Source organism: Prosthecobacter sp., from assembly GCF_049294395.1.
GTDB lineage: Bacteria > Verrucomicrobiota > Verrucomicrobiia > Verrucomicrobiales > Verrucomicrobiaceae > Prosthecobacter.
In genome coordinates this window covers 20,936-46,030 of sequence record NZ_JBAQCR010000123.1, presented here as the reverse complement: position 1 = coordinate 46,030, position 25,095 = coordinate 20,936, and the positions used below count along the sequence as shown (strand labels likewise).

Sequence of the window (25,095 nt, the reverse complement as noted above, 5' to 3'; positions counted from 1 at the left end):
CGCCGATGCAGGCTTGCGCCGTGCATCTCTGCCACCGCACTCCAAGACGCTGCCGCGATGCTTGAATGTGCCAGGCGGCTTCTCAAAAACACAGCGCTCTGGATTTCACCGCCACTCAGGGCTTGATTGCCGCATGCGCCGCCGCTGGAAAATCTTTCTCATCACCCTGCTCGTGCTGGCGGCAGGTGGGTGGTGGGGGTTGCCGTGGCTGCTGCCGCTGCCGGAGGCGCTGCTCAAGCCGCCGCCAGCTTCCACGCTTTATCTTGCCCGTGATGGCACGCCGCTGCGGCATCTGCTGAACGAAGATGGAACGCGCTCTGCACCGCCGGTGAAATACGCGGAGATTCCGCCTGCGCTGGTGCATGCGCTGCTGGCGGCAGAGGACAAACGCTTCTTCTCGCATGGCGGCATCGACCTACTGGCGGTCATGCGCGCGGCATGGGACAATGGACGCAGCGGACACATTGTTTCTGGTGCTTCGACGATTCATCAGCAGCTGATCAAGAACACCACGCCGCAAAGGGGCAAACGGACGCTGGGGGTGAAGGTCGCTGAAGCGCTGCGTGCGCGCCGGCTGGCGATGTGCTGGAGCCGCGAGGAGGTGCTGGCGGCTTATGCGAACCGGGTTTCCTTTGGCAATCTCATGACGGGGATCTCGACTGCGGCATCGGGCTACTTTCACAAGCCGCTGGGTGATCTGACGCCGGCAGAGTGTGCGCTGCTGGCGGCGCTGCCGCAGTCCCCGGCGCGGCTGAATCCGTTTCGCAAACTGGAGAGCGTGCTGCCGCGTCAGCGCCGAATTTTGGACAAGATGCACGAACTGCACTGGCTGGATGACGAGCAGCATCGTGTAGCCTTGGACCAGAAGATCGTGCTGCAACGATTCAGTGGTGGGTTCGAGGCACCGCATGCGGTGGAGATGCTGCGCGGAGGAGGCCATGGAGAAACGATCCGCACGACGCTGAATGCCACGCTGCAGCAGCAGGTGGAGACGATCATCGCGCAGAGGCTGGAATCGCTGAAAGGACGCCATGTGACGCATGCGGCGGTGGTGGTGATCGAGAATGCGACGGGAGCGGTGCTGGCGCTGGCCGGGTCGCGGGATTTTTTCGCCAAGGACGGTGGGCAGCTCAATGGGGCGTGGGCGGCGCATTCACCGGGATCGGCGATGAAGCCGTTTACCTATGAGATCGCTTTTGAGCGCGGGGCTACGCCAGCGAGCATTGTGGCTGATCTTCCGGTGGAATTTGGGACTGCGTCGGGCACATATTGTCCCGAGAATTTTTCTCTGCGGAGCTATGGGCCGATGACGTACCGCTATGCGCTGGGCAATTCGCTGAACATCTCGGCGGTGCGTGTGCTGGACAGCATTGGTGGAGCGGAAACGCTGCTGCCGAAGCTGCGTGAACTCGGCATGAGCACCCTCAACGAAGACGCGGCGCACTACGGGCTGGGCCTCACGATTGGGAATGCTTCGGTGCGACTGGTTGAACTCGCGAATGCGTATGCGTGTCTCGCGCGGCTGGGGCGGTTCAAGGCTTGGACGCTGATGCAGGATGATCGAGCTGCTGAAGAGCGGCGGCTTTTGGGAGAGAACGAGAGCTGGCTGATCGCGGATATTTTGAGCGACAATCAAGCGCGTGAGATGTCATTTGGCAGTTGGTCGGTGCTAAGGCTGCCGTTCAAGTGTGCTGTGAAAACCGGGACGAGTTCCACCTTTCGCGACAACTGGACGCTGGGGTACACGCCGGAGTTCACTGTGGGAGTGTGGGTGGGTAATTTCGACAACACGCCGATGCAGGATGTCAGCGGTGTCACGGGCGCAGGGCCGATCTTCCGGGATGTGATGCAGCACCTGCATGAGAAGCATCCGGCCACGTGGTTCGCGACGCCGAAGGACATGGTGCGGGCGCGCATTGATCCGCGCACGGGGAAACGATTGACGCCGCAGACGCCGCCTGCGCGGGTGAGTCGCGAGGAGTTTTTCATCAGCGGCAAGCTCCCCGCTGTGGCGCAAGCTGATGATTATGATGCGCGGGGCCGTGCGATTCTGCCGCGTGAGTATGCTGGGTGGATCGGCAGCAGCGCCAACTGGCTGGGGGATTTGGTTACGACGGCGGAGACTGGGGAAAGGCCGGTGCTGCGGATCACGAATCCGATTCCGGGCACGGTGGTGATTCTTGATCCGGATATTCGCAACAGTGGCAACCGGCTGCTGCTGCAGGCGGCGGGGTCGAGTCAGGCGCGGTGGAGTTGCAAGACGCTGGAGCTGCGCAGTGAGGGTGCTCACACGTTTGCCATCCTCAAGCCGGGGAGGCATGAGATTGAGGTGAGGGATGAGGCGAGCGGGTTGAGTGCGAGGACGTTTGTGATTGTGCGGGAGGAATGATTACGATTCTGGAAGATCTAAGAAGGGGCATCCAGCGCGAACAACCGGCAACTTAAATGCTTCTCAGCCGCTGCATGATTCTTTCGGGGTCCTGTCTTAGATCCAGCAGGGCGTGCAGGATGATTCCACGTTGTTCCACCACGTAGAACAAGCCGAAGTGTCGTTTGAAAACCAGCACCCGTCTGATGTTGCCGCGATGAACGACAGGGCCGGTTTCAGGAAACGCCTCCAGCAACTGGACAGAGGACAGGACTTCTTCGAAGAAGCAATCTCCTGCACCTTCCTCCCCATTTTCCTGCTGTTCGTAGAGACGCTGGGCATCGGCTTCGGCACCAAGTGTCCAGACGGCGGTCATGCACGGGATGCGACGATGCGTTTCTTGAGCTCCTTGATGCCCGCCGCCACCTGTTCCGTACTGCGGACGGCGGAAGGATTTGCCTCGTATTCCTGCAACCGCTCATCAAGCAACGCCGCAGTCTCGGCGGTGATGGTGCTGTCACGTGAAACATCCTGCCAAAGCTCCGACACGAGACGGAGCTTTTGATCCACGGTGAGCGCACTCAAGGCGGGCATTGTTTCCAGAATCATGGGGAAACATGCCCTTCGCATGGCCGGGTGGCAACGGCTTCTTTTTGCGTGGCGACAGACCCGTGATCAAACCACCACTAAAACGATGGCGCTCATCATGAGCAGGGCGCCGGCCAGACGCCAGCGCATGACCTTGGGGCCGAGGTGCTGTTCGGCGTTCATGAACCAGTGGCCGATCATCCAGACGAGGGCCACGCTGAGGAGGCCGCGTGAGGCGTAGACGATGTTGGCGGAGGTGGCCTTGCCAAAGACGGCGAGGGTGCTGACGAAAATGATGCTCTGGGTGCCGAGCAGGACCGCCCCTCCCACAAGCCATGGCCAGGCCTGGACCCGGATGGCGCTGAGGGGGGCTGAAAAGCGGAAGATGAGGCCGAAGGAGAGCAGGGCATTGATCCAGAAAATGCAGGGGAGCAGGCGGCCGACGCCCCAATAGGGGCCCCACTTTTGCACGAGCACATCGAAGATGGCGAAGGCCACCGCACCGATGCCACCCGCAACGAAGGTGATGAGCAGATGACGCGGCGGCTGGCCGGCATCCTTGCGGTTGAGGAAGGTGATGCCCAGGACGCTGAGAAAGGCGGCGATCCACAGTTTCACCCCCACGGCCTCACCGATAAGCAACGGGGTGAAGAAGGCGACGAGGATGACCTTCAGCCCAAACACGGGCACGGCGACGGACACATCCCCCTTTTCCAGGGCCAGAAACTGGGCGAGCTGGCCGATGAAGAGGCACATGGCGATGACGCCGGGCTGCCACAGATCGACTATTTCCACCGGAGGGCCGCCGAGCAGCCAGAGGAAGGAGAACAGCCCCGCGACAATCAAATTTGCGACAAATGTGGTGCGCCAGAGGCCGACGCCGAGGTCGCTGGAGCGTTTCAGCACGAGCGCCCCGAAAGCATACAGGAGGGCGGCAATGAGCGGGAAAAGCGTGGTGGCGAAAGCTGGGGACACCCCCGCCATTAACACGCGCAGGCGGGGTAGCAAGTGCGAGGAATTTCAAGCTCTCAAGCAGCCACTTGCCACGCGCAGAGTGCTCGCTAAGCAGAGAATCCCCCATTTTCCATTTTCTCCCATGAGCGCCACTTTCCCCGAACAATCCGTCGCCGTCCTTTTCAGTGGTGGTGACGCGCCCGGCATGAATGCTTTTCTGCGTGCCATCGTGCGACTGGGCCTGAACCGTGAAAAAATCGCGGTGCTCGGCATCCGAGACGGTTACCGCGGCCTCGTCCGCACTGCACGTGCCGTGAATGATGATGCTGAAGCTTTGGTGCGTCTGAAAAAGGACATCGCCACCCACACGGGCCGGGCGGGTCTGATCTCCGAGCAACTGCACGTCATCCAGATGGACCACGCGAGCGTGAGCGGCATCATGGGCAAAGGCGGCACCATCCTGGGATCCGCGCGCTGTCTGGAATTCCACGAGAAAAAGGTGCGTGAGAGCGTGCTCAAGCTTCTCAAAAGCCTCAACGTGCGCGCGCTGGTCGTCGTGGGCGGAGATGGCTCGCTCACGGGTGCCCGGCTGCTGGCGGAAGAAAGCGATTTGCGCGTGATCGGCATTCCTGCGACGATTGATAACGATCTTCAATTTACTGACATGGCGCTGGGAGTCGATACGGCGGTGAACACGCTGGTCTGGGCGGTGGATCACTTCATCGACACGGCACGCAGCCACCGCCGGGTGATGGTGCTGGAAACGATGGGTCGCGCGAGCGGAGATCTGGCGCGGATGGCCGGCCTGGCTTCCGGTGCGGAGATGATCGTCACCCCGGAGTCGGGAGCGCTAAACGAGGAGGCCATGAAGAAGCTTGCGGCCAAGATCGAAGGCGCGATGACGCGCGGACGCGGCCACGCCATCGTGCTGGTGGCGGAAGGCGTGGAGTTTGATCCGCCGCAGAAGCGCAACCGCGCCTACGTGCTGATGGATGCCTTCCAGCAGTATTTCCAACGCGCCGGGGCACCCTTCCCCGACCTTGAAGTGCGTCCTTCTGTGCTTGGTCATTTGCAGCGCGGCGGCCACACCACGCCGCAGGATTGCATCCTTGCCGCACGCTTTGCGGATTGCGCATGGACCAGCATCCAGCAGGCGGACGGGGGCAGCGGCATCACCGCCCTGCGCAAGAACGTCATCGAAATCGTGCCTTACGGCGAGCCTGACATGCCGGAGCGCGCGGCCTTCTCCCGTGAGATGGAGCGGCTGCATGATGATTTGAGTTCTTGGTAGCCCAGATGCGCCTGAGCGCAGCTTTGACCTACTTGGCTGGATTTCCGTTCTTCACCCAGCGGTCCATCCATTTCACCGTCTTCTCCCACATGTCCGGCAGATACACGTGGCCGATGCCTGGGTAGATCTCGTTCTCGAAATGTGATGGTGCATCCTGGCCATGCAATGCGTAGACCTGGCTCACGATCTTGCCGATGTGGCGCACGCCGTCGGTGGGTGAGCCGCTGTCCTGATCGCCGGTCATGAAGAGCATGGGGCGTGGTGCGCCGAGGGCGATGACGGCTTCAGTGTCGAAATGTTTGAGCATGCCGGGGACGAAGTAATAAATGCCGTGGGCCTTGAGCATGCCGGCGCGGATGAGTTCTTCATAGCGCGTCATGCAGCCCACGCACACGGCGGCGCGGGGGCGGTCATCCAAGGCCATGATCCACCAGCTGCGGGTGGAGCCCATGCTGATGCCGGTGACGCCGATGCGCTGAGCATCCACCTCGGGCCGCGAGCAGAGGTAATCGAGCGCGGTGAGATCATCGCGCAGCATCATGCCCCAGAGCGTGCGACTGGCCCAGAGATTGAATTTGGCGGCGGTCATCTCGCCATTGCCGCCTTTCTGCTGCGGGCCGTCGGGGCCATGGCCATTGCGCTCGCCGAAACAGGGGGCGTCGATGCCGAGGACGACGTAACCGGCAGCGGCCAGCGCGGGGCCTGCGGCGACGGGGGTGGCGTTCGTTTGAAGGAGCTCCTGTTTCCCGATGTCGTACTGCCCACCATGCCAGTGGCAGTAGAGGATGGCCGGAGCTTTGCTCTGTGCAGTGGCCGTTTTCGGAACAAAGACATAGCCTTTCACGGTCTCGCCTGCGCCATTTTCGAACTGGAGGGTCTCCAGAGTGTAGCTGGCTTTGTCCTCGCGGCTGATCACTTGGAATGCGGAGATGGGTGGACGCGGTGGGAGGTCACCGAGGAGTTCGTTTAACTTCGCGCGGATTTGTGCCCGCTGCTGCTGCCATGCGTCGAGGGAGGCTGGCACCTGCAGAGGTGGGGCGATCTTTGTCTTCGCGAGCCAGGCTTCGGCGGCGGCATTGGGTTCAGCGGCTTGCATGGAGGTGAGCAGGAGAGTGAGGCAGACAGCGGTGGTGCGCATGCGCCGGTTGTATCAGGTCGGGAATTTTCGCGCAACATGGATGCGGTACTGTCGTTCACAACGGCCCATGAAACACACCTCCCTGCTCACCCTGACGCTTGCTCTTGCCGCCTTTGCGGCACGTGGCGAGGACAAGCCACTGCTCGCCATCCCAGGCAAAGTCATCTATGAAAACAAGCTCACCGACGGTGCAGGCGCTCCGTGGAAAGCGGCCAAGGGCAAGTGGGAGGCGGTGGATGGTGTGCTGCGCGGCTCTGAGCTGGAGGCTGACAAGCATGGTGCGGTGACGCGCCTGCCCAACAAGCTGAAGGATTTTGTCATTGAGTATGAGTTTAAGTTTTCAGGGGCCAAGGCCACGAGCCTTTCGATCAATGCCATCAAGGACCATATGGCGCGCATCATGATCACGCCGAAGACGGTGGCCATCCAGCGTGATGACAACGACCATGAGGGGCCGGACAAGGCGGTCGTCTTTGCCCGTTTTCCCACGGAACTCGGCGAGGGCTGGCACAAGGTCCGCCTGGAAATGGTGGGAGACAAGATGCTGGGCAAAGTGGATGACCTCGTGGCCTGGGGTGCCAGTGACCTTTTCCTGACTGAGAAAGCCAGCCCCGGATTCACGGTGAGCGGCCAGTCGGTGGATTTTCGTAACTTTTCACTGACTGAAGCCACGCTCAATCCTGCGTGGGAAGAGGTGAAGGCCACCCTGCCGAAGCCCGGTGAAAAGGTGGCTGCTGCTGCCAAACCGGCTGGCAAAGGGAAGAAGAAGAAGGCGGAATAAGGCGGCGAATTGACTTTGCCATGCGTCCTCGTTAAAAAGGCGCATGGCATTTCCCATTCGTTCTCCTCGTGATCTGGTCGGCGGCATTGCCGTCTTCGGGCGCATCCTCGATAAAATCCGGCTCAACGCCAAGGAAGGCAAACTGCCCGACGGCTACCACTTGGGCTACCTGGCGGGGAATCGCACCTTTGACGAGCGTGTGTGCAAGTTTCTGGGGGTGGACTTCAATGATCTGTCAGAGCGCACGCTGGCAGGTGGAACGGACGAAGAAATCCTGGAATGGTGCTGCCTGAATGGCAACCGGCCGACGGCAGAGCAGATCGAAATTTGGAACGGCTTCATGCACAAGCGTGGCTGGCGCGATGCCGCCAGTGAAGGGCTCATCAAGCAGCGGGCCGAGGCAGGCCTGGCTCATCGGGAAGACCTGGTAACGTTCTTTGACATGATGGATGTCGAAGAAGGACGTGCGCCCTGATCAGAACCCGCGTGGTGCCATGGAGTAGAGGCCCAAGGTGACATCGTAGGCGTCGAGCAATGTCATGCGCTTCAGCTCATGACCTGCGCCCCAGGAGTCTGTGAAGAGCACCTGATTCTTGGCCAGGTTATAACCAATGACCATGCGCATGTGGCCGCCGCTGACCTGCCCACCGTTTGGCAGCGGTGGATCCTCGGGCTTCTGGCCCAGGAACAAACCCCAGAGCAAAGGCACGCCTTTGTCGGTGTATTCCTTGATGATGGAGAGGAACTCCTTCTCTGAGACACGGCGCTTGCCTCTGGAATAATACTGTTCGGGATTCACCAGCGGTTTGAAAGTCACGTTGAAGGCGCCATCGATCTTGGCGAGGCTCTTCTGCATGGTGGTGATATCAGCGCCGCTTTCACCATCGATGCTGACGAGTTTGGCCATCTCGTGCTGGTCACAGGGAATGCGCATGTATTCAAAGAGGCGCTGGCAGCTGGCGGCGACGCAGTAGCCTTTCTGCCCCTGATCCACCATGGGTACGCCGGAAATATAGACATCACCTTCGGCGGTCTTTTTCACACGCTGGAGCAGTTCCATGCGCTGAACGCCGGTGGCCATCTTGCCCATGCTCCAGTCGGCCTGATTGGGTGCGGCGAGTTTCAGGCGCAGGAACTCGGGCTTGGTGACTTTACCGGGTGTGTTGTATTCGTTGTACTCGAGCAGGGCGACCCCGGCGGGCGAAGTCCAGTTCCAGCCGGTGACTGGCAGCGCAGCATTGGAAGACAATATCTGACGCTTGGGAGCGACCTTCATCACCTGGCCGAGGTTTTGACCGATCAGTTTGAAAATGCGGTCGAATTCCGCCGTGGTGATATCGCCCGAGTCGCCGCGATTGTAGAAGGAGATGGTGGCACGAGCAGCCTTGCCGTTCACGAACTCCAGAATGGCTTCCTCCAGTTTGATGGAACCGCCAAACATGGTCAGATTGGTCTCCGCGTTGCTGAACATGTGACGGGAGAAGCGCGCGCGGTCCCTGGCACTGCTCACCCATTCAAACTGCGGGGGCTTCTGCTGCTTTTCCTGATCTTCGAGCTTCAGCACGTAGTGCTTTTCCATGTCTGACGCACTCCATTTCCAGAGATCTGCGAAATTCAGCAATGCATCGAGATTGGCGGAGAGCTCGGGAAGCTTGCGCTCCTGGGCTTGTGCCGGCAAGGAAAGGAGACAAGCGAGGATTGCCAGACTAACGCCACGGTTCATGCAACGGTTTTAACCGCTGCGCCCCATCCAAGTCAATCACTTCGCCACAACAGCGGGACGATCCGTTGTCAGGACGTTCTGCAGCGGCTTGGGATAGACACCGAGGATCAGGATGACGAGAGCGAGGGCACCGGCGACGGCTTTGGCGGGACCTGAGAAGGTCAGCGCGGGGACGTCGGTGCCTTCGGTGGTGTACATCGCGAGGATGGTCTTGAAGTAGTAGTAGAAACCGGCGGCGGCGGCGATGACTGCGCAGCTCATGGCACCCCAGTAGCCGTGATCGGCGAGGCCGAGGAAGACGAAGAGCTTGCCGAGGAAACCGGCAGTGAGCGGCAACCCGGCGAGCGAGGCGAAGGAAATGGTCATCAGCAATGCGAGCAGCGGGTTGCGTTTGGCAAGTCCGGTGAAGTCTTTTATGTCTTCGCCAAGGCCGTTGGCGCGCATGAGGCCGAGACCGAGGAAGCCGAGGACGGTCATGGGCAGGTAGGTGGCGAGATAGAAGGCGACGACACCCCCGGAGGAGAGATCGAAGCGGGCGCTTTCGCGGCAGGCGAGGGCAAGGAGAAGGTAGCCTGCGTGGGAAATGCTGGAGTAGGCGAGCAGACGCTTGACGCTGGTCTGGAACATGGCGGGCAGACTGCCAAGCAGGGCGGTGAGCGAACCGATGACGAGCAGGAAGCCCTGGACCTCGCTGCCAATGATGGAGCCTTCGGCCATGAAGGCGTCCAGAGCACGAGTGAGGACGACGAAGCCAGCGGCCTTGGAGCCGACGGAAAGGAAGGCCGTCACAGGAGTGGGAGCGCCCTGATAGACATCCGGAACCCACATGTGGAAGGGTGCGGCGGCCACTTTGAAGCCGAGACCGCAGAGCAGCACGGCGGCACCGAAAAGGGCGGTGGTTTTGCTGGTGGCAGGATTGGCGAGCGCCTTGGCGATGCCATCGAAGCTCATGGTGCCGGTGGCGCCATAGATCCAGGCGATGCCATAGACGAGGACACCGGTGGAAAGAGCACCGAGGATGAGGTATTTGACGCCGGCTTCGAGGCTGAAGGCGCTTTTGCGTGCAAAGGCGACGAGGACGTAGAAGGAGACGGTGACGAGTTCGAGCGCAACGAAGACGGTGACGAGGTCACGGGCGGAGGCCATCCACATCATGCCGGCGCAGACGATGAGGGGCAGACTGAACATTTCGGCCAGTTTGCCATCGACAGTGAAGCGGGTGAGGTAGGGGGCGCATTCCAGCGTGAGCCAGAGCACGAGAATGGTGATGACGAGCGCGAAGCCCTTGTAGAAGAGGGCGAGGCTGTCGAGCTGATGCCAGGGCTGGATGAAGCCGGGCAGGCTGGCAGAGTCGTGCGGCGCGAGAGTCAACAGCACGAGCGCGAGGGCGGCGCCAGCGATGGCGGTGAGACCGAGAGTGCGACGGGAGATGTCGGGCTTGAAGGCCTCCAGCAAAAGGAGGAAGAGTCCGAGAATGGCGAGGCCGGCTTCGATGGTGAAAACGCTCATGGCAGGACTACAGCGCGGATTTCATGAGGTTGAGCAGCAGCCAAGGGCAGCAGCCGGTGACAAGCAGCGTGGTGGCGAGCATGATGAACGGCACGCGCTGGGAGAACACAGGATCGATCATGAAGAGGCCTGTGGCAGGACTGCCGTGGAAGATGCTGCGGTAGGCGCGCAGCATGTAAACTGCGGACATCACCACGCCCCAGAGCGCCAGGATGACGGTCCATTGCAAATTGGTCAGGACGCCTGCTTTGAACTCGGTGAAGTTGCCGAGGAAGATCAGCACTTCGCCGGCGAAGTTGGTGAGGCCCGGGAGGCCGATGGAAGCAAAGGAGCCAAAGGCGAACAGCACCGTGAACGCTGGAGCATGGGTGGCGAGGCCGCCGAGCTTGTTGTACTCCAGAGTGCCAAGCTGATTGCGCATGCGGCCGCACAGGCCGAACAGCAGCGCGATGGAGATACCATGTGCGAACATGAGGATCACCGCACCTTTCAGCGCGATCTCGGTGCCTGCGGCAATGCCGAGGAAGATGTAGCCCATGTGCATGACGCTGGAGTTGGCCAGGGTATTGTCGAGGCGGCTCGCATGGATGGTGACGAGGCCCATGACGAGGATGTTGCCGAGCAGCATCAAGAGCAGCGCGTTCTGCACCCATTCCACATGAGCGCCCTGAGGAAGCAGCGGAAGCGCGATGCGGATGAGGCCGTAAAGACCGAACTTTTTCAGCACGCCGGAGTGAAGCATGGCCACGGGTGTGGGAGCAGTGGCGTAAGCCGGCGCGGCCCAGCTATGGAAAGGGAAGAGGCTGACGAGTGAGCCAAACCCAAGAAGGAGGACAAAGAAGATCTGCGCCTGCTTGGCATCTGGCAGAGGATTCAACTTGGCCTGACTGCGGAGGGCTTCGAGGTCGAAGGTGAGCTTGGAGCCGCCGCTGAATTCGAGCACCAGCCAGACCAAACCGGCGAGCAGCACGAGACTGCCGACACCGAGATAAATGGTGGCCTTCCATGCAACGGCCTTGCGCTGGGCAGGCTCGGCACGCCCATGCAAGGCGATCATGAGGAAGGTGGGGATCAACGCGAGCTCATGGAATGCGTAGATGAAGAAAACATCCGTGGTGAGGAAGGCCCCAAGTGCACCTCCGCCAATGAGCAGCGAGGAAACGTAGAAGATCGGGGGACGATCCTCAATCTGCCAGATGGCAGCAAGCATCACCAACCCGGTGAGCAGGGCGAGGATGATCGAGATGCCATCCGCACCGACGGCGAAGCTGAGCGATGGATTTTCGAGGATCGGGCGGGAATGGGTGAAGGCGAGACCCGTTTTGCCCCAGTATTGAACCGCCGTGTAGAACACGAGGATCAGATTGATGAACGTGGCACCGAGGGATGCAGCGCGGGCAGGCGCACCGAGCCAGATCGCCAGAGCGGCGAGCAGCGGGAGTGCGATGATTAGTTCAAGAACGCTCATTCAGTTTCTCCATCAATGGCCCATGCGGGGCAGCACAAACACGACTAAATAAATCACAGCAATGACGCCACCGCCCAGCAGGAAGGTGTAGCCTTGCAGATGGCCGCCCTGCAGCAGACGGGTGGCGGCTCCGAGACGGGCGACGATCGCCGTGGGCAGGCGGGCGATGAGGCCATCGACCAACACACGCTCCAAGGCGGTGACGATCCAAGCGAGGCGGTCCTGGCAGATGCGGACGATGACGGCGTAGATTTCGTCGAAGTAGAACTTGTTGGCGAAAAGCTTGATGCTGAGCGGGTCCTTGTCCTTGCCGCGATAGAGGTAGATGGCGCCGCCGGTGCCAAAGAGGAATGCCAGGATGGAAGCCGCCAGCACCGTGGTATGGGGCGGCTCATGCGCCGGCTTGTAGGCCTGCAGCGGCGTGGCGAAGCCGTCCCAGGCGGAGAAGATGGAAAAGACCGCCAGCAGGACGAGAGGAAGCAGCATGATCACAGGCACCTCGGTGGCATGATGCGCAGATTCAGTGCGGGGCTTGCCAAAGAAGGCGATGATGACCAAACGCATCATGTAGAACGAAGTCAGCAGCGCGGTGAGCGAGGCAGAGTGGAAGAGGATGCTGCAGCCGCTGTCATAAGCCGCGCCGAGGATGGCTTCCTTGCTGTAGAATCCGCTGGTGATCCATGGAAGGCCCATCAATGCCAGGGTGCCGATGAGAAAGGTCCAGAAGGTGACGGGCATGTGCTTGCGAAGGCCGCCCATCTTCCAGATGTCCTGCTCATGGTGGCAGGCATAGATGACGGCACCGGAGCCGAGGAAGAGCATCGCCTTGAAGAAGGCGTGCGTGTAAAGGTGGAACATGGCCGGATGGCCGGGGTTCGGGCCGTGCGCCTCGTGGCCGTGCTGGGCGGCCATCGCCACGGCACCGACGGCCATGACCATGTAACCGAGCTGGGAGAGAGTCGAATAGGCCAGCACACGCTTGATGTCGTTCTGCTGGGTGGCCATCAAGGCCGCCAACAAGGCGGTAAAGCAGCCGATGCCAGCGATGATTTCCGCCGCCAAGGGCGAAGCCTCAATGAGGAAGCTCACGCGCACCAGCATGTAAACACCTGCAGCGACCATGGTGGCGGCGTGGATGAGGGCGGAGACGGGGGTGGGGCCTTCCATGGCGTCCGGCAACCAGACATGGAGCGGGAACTGGGCGGATTTACCCACAGCGCCGAGGAAGATGCACAAGGCGGCCGCCGTGGTGAAACCTGCGCTGTAACCGGGTGCCCCGGGAGCCAGCGGGCCTGATTTGAAGGCCGTGGCGAGATCATCGAGGTTCACACTGCCGTGGTTGGCCCCAAAGAGCAGCAAAATGCCGATCATGAAACCGAAGTCGCCGATGCGGTTGGTGAGGAAGGCTTTTTTGCAGGCTTCGGCGGCACTGGCCTTTTGGTACCAGTGACCAATGAGCAGGTATGAGCTCAGACCGACGAGCTCCCAGAAGATGAACATCATGATCAGGTTTCCAGCCAGCACGATGCCGGTCATGGAGAACATGAAGAGGGAGAGAGAACCGAAGAAGCGAGGCTTCGCGTCGTCGTCCTTCATGTAGCCGAGCGAGAAGTTGTGCACCAGCATGCCGATGAAGCTGACGATGAACATCATGCCCCGGCTCTGTTTGTCGATCAGGACATCGATGCCTGCATGGAAATGGCCGCCGACATCGAGGAAGGGCAGGAGGAGCTTGTTGTCATCTTCAGCCGCCAGGAAAAACAGGCAGGCGATGAAGGAAATGATCGAGGAACCCACCGAAATGAGCACGGAGGCCCCTTTGAGCTGACGGTGCCCCAGTAGGATGACGAGCGCCGAAAAGAATGGCAGCAGTAGGATGATGCTGGCGTGCATGCGGGCGCGTTATCCTTGAAGTTTGGTGACGGACTCCACATCCACGCTCTGCTTGGAGCGGAAGAGAGCCACGATGATGGCGAGACCCACGGCCACTTCAGCAGCAGCCACGGTGATGGTGAAGAACACGAGCGACTGCGCGGTGTAATCCGGCAGGCCGTTGACAAGATGAAAGCGGGAGAAACCGACGAGAGCGAGATTGGCAGCGCTGAGCATCATCTCCAGGCACATGTAGACGATGATGATGTTTCTTCTGGCAATGACGCCAGCGAGACCCAGAGAGAACAGCATGCCGCTGACAACGAGATAGTGGCCAAGGGTGATCATGGGGCGCTCCTTTCGCGTTTGCTGAGAACGACGACACCGATCGTACCGACGAGCAGGAGCAGGCCGATGACTTGAAGGTGGAAGCCGTATTGATCAAAAAGGGTGAAGCCGATCAGCTTGGCATCCGGCAGCGTGCCTGTTTTGAGGTCGTTGGTAATCGTGGGCAGCGCCGCTTTACCGATCTTTCCGGCCGCCTCGGCCAGAGCCAGGGGGGTATTTTGCGAGGTTTTGTTCGCCAGTTCGGTACTGCCGACAACTGCAATGATCTGCAGGGTGAGCAGCACCGCCAGCAGCACACCGGACACGATGGCGGGGACATTGATTTTCTTGCCCTCCTCCGTCTTGATGTCCAGCAGCATGATAATGAACAGGAAGAGCACCATCACCGCGCCGGCGTAGACGAGAATCTGGATGACTCCTATAAAGTAGGCGTCAAGGCTGAGGAACAGCGCGGCGAGGCCGACGAAACTGGCCGCGAGCGCGAGAGCGCATGTGACTGGATTGCGACCGGTGACGACCAAGAAGCCGAAGCCCAGGGTGATCAGTGCAAAGAGATAGAACAGCAGAGGGGGCATTACTTGAGCTCGTTCCACTTGTTCACCAGCCCCACGCGCTGGCCGCCGATTTCATAGAGGCGCTTTTTGTTGTGCACCATCTCCTGGCGTGAGAGACCGGTGATGGCGTAATCCTTGCGCAGGAAAATGGCCTGCTCCGGGCAGACCTCCTCGCACATGCCGCAGTAGATGCAGCGAATCATGTCGATGTCGAATTCCTTGGGCCGCTTTTCGACCTTGGCCCATGGATCATCGCTGGGGATCTCACTGGGGATGATTTTGATGGCCTTGGGCGGGCAGATGAACTCGCAGAGCTGGCAGCTGACGCAGCGCTCGCGGTCGTGCTCGTCCGTGACGAGGGCGGGGGCGCCACGGTAGTGTTCGGGCAAATGCTCGTCCCACTTCTGCTCCGGGTATTCCATCGTGACCTTGGGCTTGCCCCCGGCAATCTGGAGGAAGGTCTTGATGCCGTGCCCAATCGTGATTTTCAGCCCTTTCAGCAGCGTGGAAATGAACCAGCGTTCATGCCAGGCAAGTTTGGGACGTTGTACAATGATAGTGGCCATGTATGAGCAGGGAACCGCAGGAGAACCGGGTTTGATTATCCGAACGTCCCGCAGTGCGGCAACCGCTATTTGTGAAAAATTTCACAAGGCCGGGCCGGAATCCCAAAATCAGGCCGAAATGGGCCTTGAATCGCCTGAATGAGCGGCAGGGGCTCCAAAGCTCCCCTCTGCAGGCTATTTGGGGCTCGGAGCGTCCGCTTTTTTCGGCGCGGCCTTTTTCTTGGCGGGAGCTTTTTTCTCCGGCTGGGGAAAGCCGGCCTTCGCATAGGCGACCATTTGAGCAAAAATGCCCTCGCCGATGCCATCGACACTGACCACATTGGTCACATCGGCCAAGGGGCGGGCTTTTTGAATACCCTTGGCGCGCACTTCACCAATGCCGGGAATCGCCATGAGTGCCGCCAGATCACCCTGATTCAGCAAAGTCAGCAGCTGGGCTCTTTCTTGGGGGGCCAGTGTTTTGGCTACAGCCTCCACTTTGGCTGAGGGTTTCTCCGGACTTTTCTTTGGCGGAGCGGTTTCAGCGGCGGAGAGCGAGAAACTGAGAGCCAGAACAGCAAGAAATGCGAGGAACGATTTCATGAGAGAGATTTTGTGAAGTGAGCAGCAAGGTTATTAAAAGAACAGGAGGGATGGCGAGCCAAATTTTCGCAGACCTCGTTTTTTTCAGAAGCCACTATGCCTCATTGAGCGATGCAGTGAAGGCGGGCTGTGCAAAGGCACTGATGTAAATTTCTATGTCTCAGCAAACAACGGCCCTGTCAGTAACCACAGGCAAGGTATCCGGACAAGTGCCGTCCGAACCGTGAGTCCTTTCTGGCAAATTCTCACCAGTCGAGTAAAAGGACTTAGAATTCCTATGGCGTTTCTAATTCATATCGGTTAGAATAATGGAACTAACGGGGAAATGACCAATTCTGACCGCATTCGTATATTAATCGTCGAGAACGAGGGCCTCGTGGGCTGCGACATGGCCACGACTCTTGGCAAACTCGGCTATGTGGTGGTCGCCATCTGTGCTTCTGGAGAGGAAGCACTGGAGCGGCTGGATGAATTTCGGCCTGATCTGGTCCTGATGGACGTGCACTTGGCGGGACAGATGGATGGGATTGACACTGCCCGTGAGCTGCAGAGCCGCAGCCGCGTGGCCATCGTCTATGTGACTGCGTGCGCGGATCTGGACACCGTGGCCCGCGCTCGAGGAACGCACCCCCATGGTTACTTGCTCAAGCCTTTCAATCACGACGAACTGCGTCTTGCCGTGGAAGTGGCTGCGCAGCGCCATTTTGAGGAAAACGAGCGTCAGCGCCGTGAGCACAGCTATTTTGAGGCGTTTCAAAGCCTGGCTGATGGCGTGATCGCGGCGGATCTGTCTGGAGGCGTGGTGTTTATGAACCCCTCCGCCGCCCGTGCCACGGGCTGGGATGCGCAGGAAGCCGTCGGCCGCTCCTTGAACGAAGTGTTTCGTATTTATCAGAGCACGGGTGAGCCTGCGGAGATTCTTTCTGCGGAGTCAGCCACGCAAGCCGCCGAGCGCACGGTTTACCTCACGACCCTGGCGGGTGAGCGCGTACCGATCCAGGACCGTACGGCACCGCTGCGTGATGCGCAGGGCCAGCTGACCGGCCTCATCATTCTTTTCCGGGCCGCTGCTGTGCCAGCGCCGGTGGAAGCAACGCCTATCCCGAACCGCAGCACTGCGCCGCTCGTGGATGTGGTGGAGAGCATTTCCGACCCGCTGTTTGCGCTGGATGCCCGCTGGCGGGTGACCTATGCCAACGCGAGCGCGCTGCGCCTCTTTGACCGCAACCTGCAGAACATGCTGGGCCTTTCCTTGTGGGACATCATGCCCAGCGCCACGCGTGAACTGCATCATGAGGCCTTTGCCCATGCCATGCTGCACCGGGAGACGGTGAACCGTGAGCTTTACCTGGACGAAAAACAGATCTGGCTGGAACTGCGTGGTTACCCCTTTGGTGAAGGCCTGCTGCTATTGGTACAGGATGTGACGGCGCGCCGCGAGGAAGCGGAGCGCCGCAACCGCATCGACCGCCTGGAATCTCTTGGACTGCTGGCGCGTGGCTTTGCCCACGATTTCAACAATCTGCTCACCGTGCTGCTGGGCAACATCTCGCTGGCCGAGATGCGCCTGCGCAATGCCATCACTCTGCCTGAACTGCACACGGCCAAGCAGGCCACACTGCAGGCGCAGAACCTTGTGCAGCAGCTGCTGACCTTCGCCCGTGGCGGTGCGCCGATCAAAACACAGATCCGCCTTGGCGACCTTATTGAGACCTTCTTCACGCATCACACACGTGCGAATCGCGTGGAGTACCGGATCGAAGTACAGCCGGGGCTGCCGCAGATCGCCATTGATGGTGCCCAGATCCGTCGTCTGCTGAGCAATCTGATCCGCAACGCCGAACAGGCGCAGCCCGATGGCGGGGAAATCACCGTGCGCTGCTTCGCACCTGATCATGCCGAAATGTTCCCGGGTGAAATGGTCACCGACACGAACTTCCAGCCCTCGGGCCTTGCCATCGAAGTGGAAGACAAAGGCGAAGGCATCACGACGGAACATCTGCCGCATATTTTTGAGCCCTACTTCAGCACCCGCAAGGCTGACAACGCGACGGGTCTGGGCCTCACGGTCTGCGAATCCATTGCGAAAGCCCACGGCGGCTCGCTGACCGTCAGTTCCGAGCATGGCAAGGGCACGACGGTGCGCTTCTACCTGCCGCTGGATTCCGATGGTGAGGAAGCTGATGCCTTTGGTCTCAGCAAGGTGTTCGACGCGGCACCGGAACTGAACGCCGCCAATCCGCGCATCCTGGTGCTGGAGGATGATCCGCTGGTGCGCTCGTTGATCGTCCGAAATCTCACGGGCAACGGCTTCGATGTGGCTGAGAGCTCCGAAGGCAGTGAAACGGTGCGCATGTATCAGGAAAGCGTGACCCAAGGCCGAGCCTTTGACCTCGTCATTCTCGACCTCAGCATTCCCAATGGCATGGGTGGGGTGCGTGCGATGGAAAAGCTTCGTGCCATCGACCCCGAGGTCTTTGCCATCGTTTCCAGCGGCTACTCGGATGATCCGGTGATGGCCAATCCGGCAGCCTACGGCTTTGCCGCCGTGCTGCCAAAGCCCTATGAACCTGCCGACATGCTGCGGCTGGTGCGCAACATCCTGGCGACACGTGGCATCCGCCGCGCTTCGTAAGCGGGGCTTGCGTTGACAAGTGTGTCTGGTTTGAGAAAGAACCTGCATGCGCGAACAGGACCTTCTCGACAAGCTCAGCAAGATCGAGCGGCTTTATGCAGGTGCTGCGACACCCGGTGAGAAAGAAGCCGCCGCCGATGCCATCCTGCGCATCAAACGCCGACTGGGGGAGACCGCCAAGGTTGAGCGACCGATTGAGTACAAGTTCACCCTTGCGGATGGCTGGTCGAAAAAACTCTTCACCGCCCTGCTGCGCCGGTATGAGCTCAGACCGTACCGCTATGCGCGTCAGCGGCGGACCACGGTCATGGTCAGAGTGCCGCGCAGTTTTGTGGACGAAACGCTGTGGCCAGAGTTCCTTGAACTTAGCAAGGTACTGCAAACCTACCTCGATGAAGTGACCGAACGGGTCATATCCAGTGCCATCCATGAGAATGAGGGCGAGGAGGAGGTCATTGCGGGTGAGTATCTGGGCTGATGCAGGCTATCTGCCATCCTTCCACAGGATGCGCGCGGCATAGACGCTGTTGTCAGCGCCATACTTGTTGTCGGGCTTGATGACGATGTCCGGGCCGTTCTTCTGCATCCACTCGGCCACGGTGACCCAGGTTTCGTTTTCACTGACCTCGCACACGCCGAAGTTTCCGAGTCGTGCGCCGCGTTCCGGCACCAGGATGCGTTCGGTTTCGCGTTTCACGGTGAGGCCGGCCTTGTCCACCTCCGCCATGAAAAGCGGGGCGCGATGGCGGAAGACGTGATCGTTGTTCGCGCCTTTGCGGGTGTACACGAGGTAGAGATGGTCTTTGTGCGCCACCCAGTGCTGCTGGGTGTTGTAGTTGCCCAGATCGCCGCCGCCGCTCCAGTCCCAGCGTTTCGGTTCGCTGAAGTGCAGGCCGTCCTCACTGACACACACGTAGCCTGCAGTGTCATTGCGCAGGGTCAGATAGAATTTCCCCGCGCAGCGGATCAATGACGGCTCATACACACCGCGTCCTGATTCCAGTGCGAGATCATTGCCCTGCTCAATGAAGCGCAGTGTGCTGCCGTCAAAGCTGCAGCGCAGCACGGTGACGCGGTAGTATTTATCTCCTTTGGCTTTGAAATAGATGGGCAGCAGGATGTCGCCATTCTCCAAATCCACCCGCTGCACACAACCTGCGCCTGCATTTTCAAATTTCGGATCTGAGGGCATCGGCAACGTGGCCCATGGCGTCCAGGTGGACTTCTGCGGATCATAGACGGAGAAGCAGGTTTCGCGGGGGCGTTCGTGAATGACCTTGTCGCCGGAATAACGCACGTTGTGACCGATGCCGAGGAGTTTGCCTGACTTGGCATGCCACTTCGGGGTGAAGTCGCAGGCGGCCACGATCACGCCATCCGGTTCCGCACGCCGGCCCAGGGTGTTCGTGTGCTCGACAGGCGGGGTCCACGTCTTGCCGAGATCGGAGGTACTGACATGGTTCAGCGCATAAAAGACATCGCTGCCGGTGAGCAGCAGTTTCTGTATGGTCAACACGACCTGCGGAGGGCTGCCGGGGATGGCGCCTGCACGAGGGTGCACCCAGCACATTGTGCCGTCGTAGCCTTTGGTGATTGTTTCGAGCTTCAGTTCGTAGGGCTCGGCGGCGTGCAGCACCGAAACGGCGAGCAAGGCAGGTGTCAGCAGACGAATCATGCCCACTCAACGCACTGCAGCTGCCGGGTCCTTCGATTTTTGCGTGTCCCATAGGAGCTTCATGGCGACAACGCCGAGCCAAGGCACAAGACCAGCCATTGCCATGCCGAGATCAAAGGACTTCGTTTCATCCACGAGTCTGCCAAACAGCTTGTGCATGGGTGAGGAGACCGCCCACACCCAGGTGCTGAGCAAGCCGGTGAGCCTTCCCACATGGCGGTCCGAAAGCTCCTGCACAAAGCTGTAATAGCAGGGGAACAAAGCCAGGGCTCCGGCACCGACGATGAGGATCGCGCCCATGAGCGGCCAGCCTTTGGGCAGCCACAGCAGGAGCACGCTGAACGACGTCATGAAACAAGCGCCTGCATACACCCAACGCCGTGCGCCGTGAGCGGAGATGGTGAACCGCCGGGCGAGCCAGAGTGAGATGATCCCAGCGGCGATGCAGCCGATGTCCGTGCCGATGTAGTAGGCGGAATTGAACGCCAGTGCTTCTGTCTCTGAGTAACCACGGCCTTCCTGCATGAACTTGGGCAGCCAAACGCGGAAGAGATGCCAGCAGGTCTGCGCACCGAAGATTAAAATGGCCAGCGCCCAGAAGCGGCCGCCCCGAAGAATGCCCCACATGCTCTCGCGTTTCGATGGATCATCCTCCACCACCACATCCAGATCATTTTTGCGCATCGACACGAACCAAAGCACCACCCAAAGCAGCCCGATGAAGCCGATGGCTTCAAAGGCCAGACGCCAGCTGGAAAGCTCGTCCGTCATGAGCCAGATCATCAGCGGAGGTGTCACCACAGCGCCGATGGACGCCCCGCTTTGCAGTACGCTGTTGCCCATGGTGCGGTCTTTTGGCTGCAGCAGTGCGAACGTGGTCTTCAACGCACAGGGCCAGTGGCCTGCTTCAAAGAAACCCAGCAGCACACGGCAAGACAGCAGCGGCCAGTAGCCTTCCGTTTGTGCGGAGGCAATGCCCATGAGCGACCAGCCGCTGAGCACCACGGGGTAGAGCCAGTAAATGCGAAAGCGGTCCGCCAGAAAGCCGAAGACCAGCGATCCCACCGCAAAGGCCCAGCCGAAGGCCAGCTCCATGTCGCCATACTGCTCCTGCGACAGGTTAAACTCCTTCGTCACCCGCGTCGAGGCATTCGCCAGCGTCTGGCGGTCCATGTAATTGATCGTCGTGGCCAGCAGCAGGAGGCCGCAGAGGTACCATTTCCAGAGGGAGGAGCGGGGAGTGGGCATGTAGGTGTGTACGGAAACAAAAGGAGATCACTGCATTTTTCTTCGCATGCAAAAATCAGACCAACAGAGCTGAGTGAAATCGCGGCATCAATGTCCGCGAGCCTCATTAGCAGACGGACATCTTTGGGGCATGTGACTACCCTTCCCAGCTTTTGCCATCCCATGCGATCACGCGTTCCAACATCGTCACGACCGACTCGCTGAAGCATTGGAACAGCACCTCGCCTTTTTCGGCGGTGGCGGAGCGGGGATCGCCGACGTGGCCGGGTTCGCTGCGGTCAGGCATGATCCAGCCGCGGGAGGCGGGTTCGAAGGCGTTGCCGAAGGGGACATCAGTGGTCTTGGTCAGATCGACGACGAGTTCGGGGCGGAGGCGGAGCACCATGCTGGTCTCCCATTCGCAGGCGTGGCCCATGACGCGCTGCTGGATGGAAGGATCACGAGTCCAGGGCTCGGCACCGAGGTTCCAGTAGGTGGCGAAGAGCAGCAGCAGATCGCTGCGATCACGATATTTCTGCCGGGTCTCGAAGACAGCCTGTTTGCCGGGGATGTCGTTGCCGCCGTGGCCGTTGAGGAAGACGAGGCGCTTGAAGCCATGGGCGATGAAGTTGTCCATCAGGCCGTTGAGCAGATCGAGATACAGCCGTGGCTCTGCGGACAAGGTGCCGGGGAAGTCCATGTGATGGTGCGAATTTCCGAGCCAGGTCAGCGGCGCAATCAACACCCGCTCTCCCAGGGCGGCCTCGGTGCGGCGGACGAGTTCGTTTGTCAGCATGCTGTCCGTAAAGACCGGCATGTGGCGGCCATGCTGCTCCAAGGCGGCGACGGGAAAGATGACGGGGGTGTTTTTGTCCAGGGCGGCCACAGCGGGCCAGGTGAGATCAGCTAAAAGCATCCGATTAGAACGCCATTCGCGATTCGTTTTTTGATGGACTTGCATCTTTGTTCCGCGCTGGAATCCTGCCTGATGAAATTATGGCCCCGTCTACTGCTTGGTGGGACACTCATTCTGCAGGCAGCTTGCGGGACCTCCGGTCCGAAAAATGGCGCGCTACCCACGGTGGGGTTTGTCAGTCAGGAAACCATCGCGCATGCCTGCCGCCAGCGCACCGTGCGCCGCGAGGGCACGGCTGGATTTGAAATGCTGGAGGATGGCCGCGAGTCCTTCCTGGCACGTCTGGCCATGGTGGAGGCTGCGCAGCGCACGCTGGACGTGCAATATTACATCTGGAGAGACGATGTGGTCGGCACCACCTTTGCCGACCGTCTGCTGGCAGCCGCCGACCGCGGCGTCAAGGTGCGCCTGCTACTGGACAACACCACCGACGCCCAGGTGGAGGTGCGTTCTGCGGCGCTGGCGGCGCATCCCAACATCCGTGTGGCCTTTTTCAATCCGATGACCGACCTCAAGGGCATCTTCGCCGGAAACCCCATTCCGGTGATCGGCGAGATCGACCGCATGCAAAGCCGCATGCACAACAAGCTCATGATCGCGGACGGCACCCTCGTCATGGGCGGCGGGCGCAATCTGGGAGATGCGTATTTTGGCATTGATCGCCGGCACAACATGCGGGATTTGGATTTCATTGCCGCAGGGCCGGTGGTGGAAGCGGCTGCCAGGTCTTTTCAGCTCTTCTGGCGCTCGCCGCTGACACGCATGGGCGATCAGACAAAAATCACTGATCGTGATCGTGAAGAACTCCAAGATTTGCGCCGACACATTGCACGCAAAAAACGCACGCTGGCCATGAGGAGCGGCCGCCCCTTCCCCCTCTCTCTGAGCCGGGCGGAGTCACTGGACACCCTGCACAAGATTGTGAGCCGCATGATCTGGGCGGAGTACGAATTTGTGGCGGACCCGCCGGAACGCATGCTGCGACAGGGACAAGTAGCCTCACCAGTATGGCGCAAAATTGAAACTGCCGTTCGCAAGGCGAAGTCCGACGTGACGATGCATGCCGCTTATTTCATTCCCCAGGAAGACACGCTGGAGCTGCTGAGAACGACCACCGCACGCGGTGTGCAGGTGCAGGTGCTGACCAATTCCCTGGCTTCCATCGACGGGGTGGCCGCGATGGCGGGGATCGCGAACCGTCGCGCCGACGTACTGGACAGCGGAGTCAGCCTTTTTGAACTCAACTCCCATGCGGCAGACCGTAAAGACTACATCCATGCCCGCAGACTCACGCCGCTGGGCATGCACACGAAAGGGTTCGTCATCGATGACCGCCTGTCGTTCATCGGCTCCTACAACATGGATCCCCGCTCCAAGTACATCAATACCGAGACGGGCGTGATCATCCAAAGCGCGGCATTCGCGGCGCGCTTGAAATCACATTTGATGAAGGGTTTGCAGCCGGAGAACAGCTGGCACATCACGCGTGCGGCCAACGGCTCCTTCATCTGGACAGGGCAGCTTCCCAATGGCTGGCGAACCGTGCGACGCATCGAACCCGGCGCGTCGCTGGTGCGCCGGCTTGAGTATTGCATCTACCGCTGCCTGCCCTGGGAAGATCTGCTCTGAGTGCCGCCTCAGCGGATTTCTTCGACCTTGATCGTGTGCGTGACGGGCTTGATGAACTTGCGGACGTTGGCGTCCTGCTTGGCATGCTCATCGGCCAGTTTCTTCTTCAGCTTCGTCAGAGCCACGGCCACTTTGGGATCTTCGGCCGCTTCGGCGGCGATCACGCGCATGTGCGTGACGAGATTTTTGATCAGGATCGTTTCATAGCTCTCCTTCTGGGTGATGGCGTTGGTCAATGCGGCAAAGTCATTATCAAAAGGTGTCTTGGTGAACTCGGCGGCTAGATTAACGCCTGCTTCGAGCTGCTCGCGGCTGAATTCCTTGCTCTGGGTGCCCCAGGTGACCTTGGCCTTGGCGCTGCCCAAGTTCAGCACCCTGAGGGTGAAGCGGTTGAGGTCCTGATTGAAGCTGGTGAAGGGCAGGATGCTGCGATTGCTGCCTGCTGAGGATGGATCTGCGTCGAATACAAACGGCCACTTGGTGCTTTCCAGGGTCACACTGCCGAGTTGCAGACCTTTGACCGTATGGCCGGTGCTGGCGGTGTTGGGACCTTTCATATCGACCGTGACCGTGCCGATATCGCCTTCAAAGCCCAGCGCCTTCAAAAATGCCTGCGCCATCAAGAGCTGACCCGCAGGTGCCGGATGGAAGCCGTCACCGCCGAAAGGACCGTATTCTTTGCCCAGCGCCGCCTTCGACTTGGTGAGAGCGCTGATCATCGTGTCAAACACGTTGGCAAAGGGCTGCTTGTTCTCTTCGGCGAGTTTCTTGGCGATGTCACGCAGGTGGGAGAGGTTGTCGTTGTAGTCCTGGCCGGTGACGTTTTTCTTGAAGTAATCCGGGTCCACGCCGCCGGGGGAGCCGATGGCCATGACCTTCACGCCGACCTTTTTCATGCCATCGATCACCGCACGCATGTTCTTCTCATACTCAGCGCCGATCTCGGGGGCGTAGGGCTTGTAGCTGGCGTCGTTCATGCCGTAGCAGGTTGTGGCGACATTCGGATTGAACACCGCGAGATCGTTTTCGAGGCGTGCCGCGAATCCGCCAGCGCGTTCGCCGCTCCAGCCGAACTGAAACACCTTGATATCGCTGCGCCCGGTGCAGGCCAGCAGGTAGGTCTCGATGTATTTGGAGTAGATCTTCTGCTCCGTGATGCTGTCACCAATGACGGCGACACGGGCGTTTGGCGGCAGCAGGGATTCCGCACGCAGGCTGGCTGCGGCGAGGAGGATGCAAAGAAGCGGGAGAATGCGCATGATGGTTGAATT

The 25,095-nt window shown here is 60.1% G+C and carries 23 protein-coding genes; 7 read left to right on the top strand and 16 right to left on the bottom strand.

The features are described from left to right. Nucleotides 1-133: 133 nt before the first annotated feature. Nucleotides 134-2,389, top strand: coding sequence for a penicillin-binding protein 1C (pbpC, locus tag WAW39_RS08260; RefSeq protein WP_422317665.1), 2,256 nt, complete (start codon nt 134-136; stop codon nt 2,387-2,389). Nucleotides 2,390-2,441: 52 nt separating this feature from the next. Here the strand turns inward: pbpC and WAW39_RS08255 are convergent, their stop codons facing one another. The 3 genes from WAW39_RS08255 to WAW39_RS08245 form a co-directional block, all read right to left on the bottom strand. Continuing rightward, the gene (locus WAW39_RS08255; protein ID WP_422317663.1) at nt 2,442-2,744 is read right to left on the bottom strand and encodes a type II toxin-antitoxin system RelE/ParE family toxin; all 303 of its coding nucleotides are present in this window, start codon (nt 2,742-2,744) and stop codon (nt 2,442-2,444) included. Then, entirely contained in the window at nt 2,741-2,977 is a 237-nt protein-coding gene (locus WAW39_RS08250) for an addiction module protein (protein WP_422317661.1), read from the bottom strand. Before WAW39_RS08250 ends, WAW39_RS08255 begins: the two co-directional genes overlap by 4 nt. Before the next feature lie 66 nt (nt 2,978-3,043). Beyond that, nucleotides 3,044-3,931, bottom strand: coding sequence for an EamA family transporter (locus WAW39_RS08245; protein ID WP_422317659.1), 888 nt, complete (start codon nt 3,929-3,931; stop codon nt 3,044-3,046). Between the two features lie 121 nt (nt 3,932-4,052). Between WAW39_RS08245 and WAW39_RS08240 the strand changes: the two genes are divergently transcribed. Beyond that, the gene (locus tag WAW39_RS08240; RefSeq protein ID WP_422317657.1) at nt 4,053-5,201 is read left to right on the top strand and encodes a 6-phosphofructokinase; all 1,149 of its coding nucleotides are present in this window, start codon (nt 4,053-4,055) and stop codon (nt 5,199-5,201) included. 28 nt (nt 5,202-5,229) lie between these two features. Here the strand turns inward: WAW39_RS08240 and WAW39_RS08235 are convergent, their stop codons facing one another. Further along, entirely contained in the window at nt 5,230-6,339 is a 1,110-nt protein-coding gene (locus WAW39_RS08235; protein WP_422317655.1) for an alpha/beta hydrolase family protein, read from the bottom strand. Nucleotides 6,340-6,406: 67 nt separating this feature from the next. Here WAW39_RS08235 and WAW39_RS08230 point away from each other — a divergent pair, with 67 nt between their 5' ends. After that, nucleotides 6,407-7,120 (top strand): hypothetical protein, encoded by a 714-nt coding sequence (locus tag WAW39_RS08230; RefSeq protein ID WP_422317653.1) that lies wholly within the window; start codon nt 6,407-6,409, stop codon nt 7,118-7,120. Between the two features lie 43 nt (nt 7,121-7,163). Continuing rightward, a complete protein-coding gene (locus tag WAW39_RS08225; protein WP_422317651.1) occupies nt 7,164-7,595 on the top strand; it encodes a DUF5069 domain-containing protein in 432 nt (143 codons plus the stop codon). Here WAW39_RS08225 and WAW39_RS08220 read toward each other — a convergent pair whose 3' ends face one another. The 8 genes from WAW39_RS08220 to WAW39_RS08185 all read right to left on the bottom strand — a co-directional run bounded on the left by WAW39_RS08220 (nt 7,596) and on the right by WAW39_RS08185 (nt 15,742). Continuing rightward, on the bottom strand, nt 7,596-8,798 hold the full coding sequence (locus WAW39_RS08220) for a C39 family peptidase (protein ID WP_422317649.1): 1,203 nt from the start codon (nt 8,796-8,798) through the stop codon (nt 7,596-7,598). An 81-nt stretch (nt 8,799-8,879) separates the two neighbouring features. Next, on the bottom strand, nt 8,880-10,352 hold the full coding sequence (locus WAW39_RS08215) for an NADH-quinone oxidoreductase subunit N (protein WP_422317647.1): 1,473 nt from the start codon (nt 10,350-10,352) through the stop codon (nt 8,880-8,882). Between the two features lie 7 nt (nt 10,353-10,359). Next, the gene (locus tag WAW39_RS08210) at nt 10,360-11,820 is read right to left on the bottom strand and encodes a complex I subunit 4 family protein (protein ID WP_422317645.1); all 1,461 of its coding nucleotides are present in this window, start codon (nt 11,818-11,820) and stop codon (nt 10,360-10,362) included. Between the two features lie 12 nt (nt 11,821-11,832). Next, complete coding sequence (gene nuoL / locus WAW39_RS08205) at nt 11,833-13,713, bottom strand: NADH-quinone oxidoreductase subunit L (protein ID WP_422317643.1); 1,881 nt, start codon at nt 13,711-13,713, stop codon at nt 11,833-11,835. 9 nt (nt 13,714-13,722) lie between these two features. Then, entirely contained in the window at nt 13,723-14,040 is a 318-nt protein-coding gene (nuoK, locus tag WAW39_RS08200; RefSeq protein WP_294401205.1) for an NADH-quinone oxidoreductase subunit NuoK, read from the bottom strand. Further along, on the bottom strand, nt 14,037-14,615 hold the full coding sequence (locus WAW39_RS08195; RefSeq protein ID WP_422317639.1) for an NADH-quinone oxidoreductase subunit J: 579 nt from the start codon (nt 14,613-14,615) through the stop codon (nt 14,037-14,039). Before WAW39_RS08195 ends, nuoK begins: the two co-directional genes overlap by 4 nt. Further along, complete coding sequence (locus tag WAW39_RS08190) at nt 14,615-15,160, bottom strand: NuoI/complex I 23 kDa subunit family protein (RefSeq protein WP_422317637.1); 546 nt, start codon at nt 15,158-15,160, stop codon at nt 14,615-14,617. The genes WAW39_RS08195 and WAW39_RS08190 overlap by 1 nt, the downstream gene beginning before the upstream one ends. A gap of 174 nt (nt 15,161-15,334) precedes the next feature. After that, nucleotides 15,335-15,742, bottom strand: coding sequence for a hypothetical protein (locus tag WAW39_RS08185; RefSeq protein ID WP_422317635.1), 408 nt, complete (start codon nt 15,740-15,742; stop codon nt 15,335-15,337). A gap of 325 nt (nt 15,743-16,067) precedes the next feature. Here WAW39_RS08185 and WAW39_RS08180 point away from each other — a divergent pair, with 325 nt between their 5' ends. Together WAW39_RS08180 and WAW39_RS08175 are read left to right on the top strand one after the other, a co-directional pair. Continuing rightward, nucleotides 16,068-18,377 (top strand): response regulator, encoded by a 2,310-nt coding sequence (locus tag WAW39_RS08180; protein WP_422317633.1) that lies wholly within the window; start codon nt 16,068-16,070, stop codon nt 18,375-18,377. A gap of 46 nt (nt 18,378-18,423) precedes the next feature. After that, nucleotides 18,424-18,855 (top strand): hypothetical protein, encoded by a 432-nt coding sequence (locus tag WAW39_RS08175; protein ID WP_422317631.1) that lies wholly within the window; start codon nt 18,424-18,426, stop codon nt 18,853-18,855. Between the two features lie 6 nt (nt 18,856-18,861). Here WAW39_RS08175 and WAW39_RS08170 read toward each other — a convergent pair whose 3' ends face one another. From WAW39_RS08170 to WAW39_RS08160, 3 genes are all read right to left on the bottom strand, one after another. Then, on the bottom strand, nt 18,862-20,052 hold the full coding sequence (locus tag WAW39_RS08170; protein ID WP_422317629.1) for a sialidase family protein: 1,191 nt from the start codon (nt 20,050-20,052) through the stop codon (nt 18,862-18,864). A 6-nt stretch (nt 20,053-20,058) separates the two neighbouring features. Next, nucleotides 20,059-21,300: an MFS transporter gene (locus WAW39_RS08165; protein ID WP_422317627.1), complete on the bottom strand. Its 1,242-nt coding sequence runs from the start codon at nt 21,298-21,300 to the stop codon at nt 20,059-20,061. Between the two features lie 136 nt (nt 21,301-21,436). Continuing rightward, a complete protein-coding gene (locus WAW39_RS08160; protein WP_422317625.1) occupies nt 21,437-22,195 on the bottom strand; it encodes a creatininase family protein in 759 nt (252 codons plus the stop codon). A gap of 72 nt (nt 22,196-22,267) precedes the next feature. Here WAW39_RS08160 and WAW39_RS08155 point away from each other — a divergent pair, with 72 nt between their 5' ends. Continuing rightward, nucleotides 22,268-23,824 carry a phospholipase D-like domain-containing protein gene (locus WAW39_RS08155; protein ID WP_422317623.1) on the top strand — a complete coding sequence of 519 codons (1,557 nt, stop codon included), beginning with the start codon at nt 22,268-22,270 and terminating at the stop codon, nt 23,822-23,824. Between the two features lie 8 nt (nt 23,825-23,832). Here WAW39_RS08155 and WAW39_RS08150 read toward each other — a convergent pair whose 3' ends face one another. Beyond that, nucleotides 23,833-25,083, bottom strand: a complete 1,251-nt coding sequence (locus tag WAW39_RS08150) for an SGNH/GDSL hydrolase family protein (RefSeq protein WP_422317621.1) — start codon at nt 25,081-25,083, stop codon at nt 23,833-23,835. Nucleotides 25,084-25,095: the final 12 nt, after the last annotated feature.

Coding starts and splice junctions, on each gene's coding strand:
- pbpC (WP_422317665.1), top strand. CDS start 134: ATGCGCCGCCGCTGGAAAATCTTTCTCATCACCCTGCTCGTGCTGGCG.
- WAW39_RS08255 (WP_422317663.1), bottom strand. CDS start 2,744: ATGACCGCCGTCTGGACACTTGGTGCCGAAGCCGATGCCCAGCGTCTC.
- WAW39_RS08250 (WP_422317661.1), bottom strand. CDS start 2,977: ATGATTCTGGAAACAATGCCCGCCTTGAGTGCGCTCACCGTGGATCAA.
- WAW39_RS08240 (WP_422317657.1), top strand. CDS start 4,053: ATGAGCGCCACTTTCCCCGAACAATCCGTCGCCGTCCTTTTCAGTGGT.
- WAW39_RS08235 (WP_422317655.1), bottom strand. CDS start 6,339: ATGCGCACCACCGCTGTCTGCCTCACTCTCCTGCTCACCTCCATGCAA.
- WAW39_RS08230 (WP_422317653.1), top strand. CDS start 6,407: ATGAAACACACCTCCCTGCTCACCCTGACGCTTGCTCTTGCCGCCTTT.
- WAW39_RS08225 (WP_422317651.1), top strand. CDS start 7,164: ATGGCATTTCCCATTCGTTCTCCTCGTGATCTGGTCGGCGGCATTGCC.
- WAW39_RS08215 (WP_422317647.1), bottom strand. CDS start 10,352: ATGAGCGTTTTCACCATCGAAGCCGGCCTCGCCATTCTCGGACTCTTC.
- WAW39_RS08210 (WP_422317645.1), bottom strand. CDS start 11,820: ATGAGCGTTCTTGAACTAATCATCGCACTCCCGCTGCTCGCCGCTCTG.
- nuoL (WP_422317643.1), bottom strand. CDS start 13,713: ATGCACGCCAGCATCATCCTACTGCTGCCATTCTTTTCGGCGCTCGTC.
- nuoK (WP_294401205.1), bottom strand. CDS start 14,040: ATGATCACCCTTGGCCACTATCTCGTTGTCAGCGGCATGCTGTTCTCT.
- WAW39_RS08195 (WP_422317639.1), bottom strand. CDS start 14,615: ATGCCCCCTCTGCTGTTCTATCTCTTTGCACTGATCACCCTGGGCTTC.
- WAW39_RS08190 (WP_422317637.1), bottom strand. CDS start 15,160: ATGGCCACTATCATTGTACAACGTCCCAAACTTGCCTGGCATGAACGC.
- WAW39_RS08185 (WP_422317635.1), bottom strand. CDS start 15,742: ATGAAATCGTTCCTCGCATTTCTTGCTGTTCTGGCTCTCAGTTTCTCG.
- WAW39_RS08180 (WP_422317633.1), top strand. CDS start 16,068: ATGACCAATTCTGACCGCATTCGTATATTAATCGTCGAGAACGAGGGC.
- WAW39_RS08175 (WP_422317631.1), top strand. CDS start 18,424: ATGCGCGAACAGGACCTTCTCGACAAGCTCAGCAAGATCGAGCGGCTT.
- WAW39_RS08170 (WP_422317629.1), bottom strand. CDS start 20,052: ATGATTCGTCTGCTGACACCTGCCTTGCTCGCCGTTTCGGTGCTGCAC.
- WAW39_RS08165 (WP_422317627.1), bottom strand. CDS start 21,300: ATGCCCACTCCCCGCTCCTCCCTCTGGAAATGGTACCTCTGCGGCCTC.
- WAW39_RS08160 (WP_422317625.1), bottom strand. CDS start 22,195: ATGCTTTTAGCTGATCTCACCTGGCCCGCTGTGGCCGCCCTGGACAAA.
- WAW39_RS08155 (WP_422317623.1), top strand. CDS start 22,268: ATGAAATTATGGCCCCGTCTACTGCTTGGTGGGACACTCATTCTGCAG.
- WAW39_RS08150 (WP_422317621.1), bottom strand. CDS start 25,083: ATGCGCATTCTCCCGCTTCTTTGCATCCTCCTCGCCGCAGCCAGCCTG.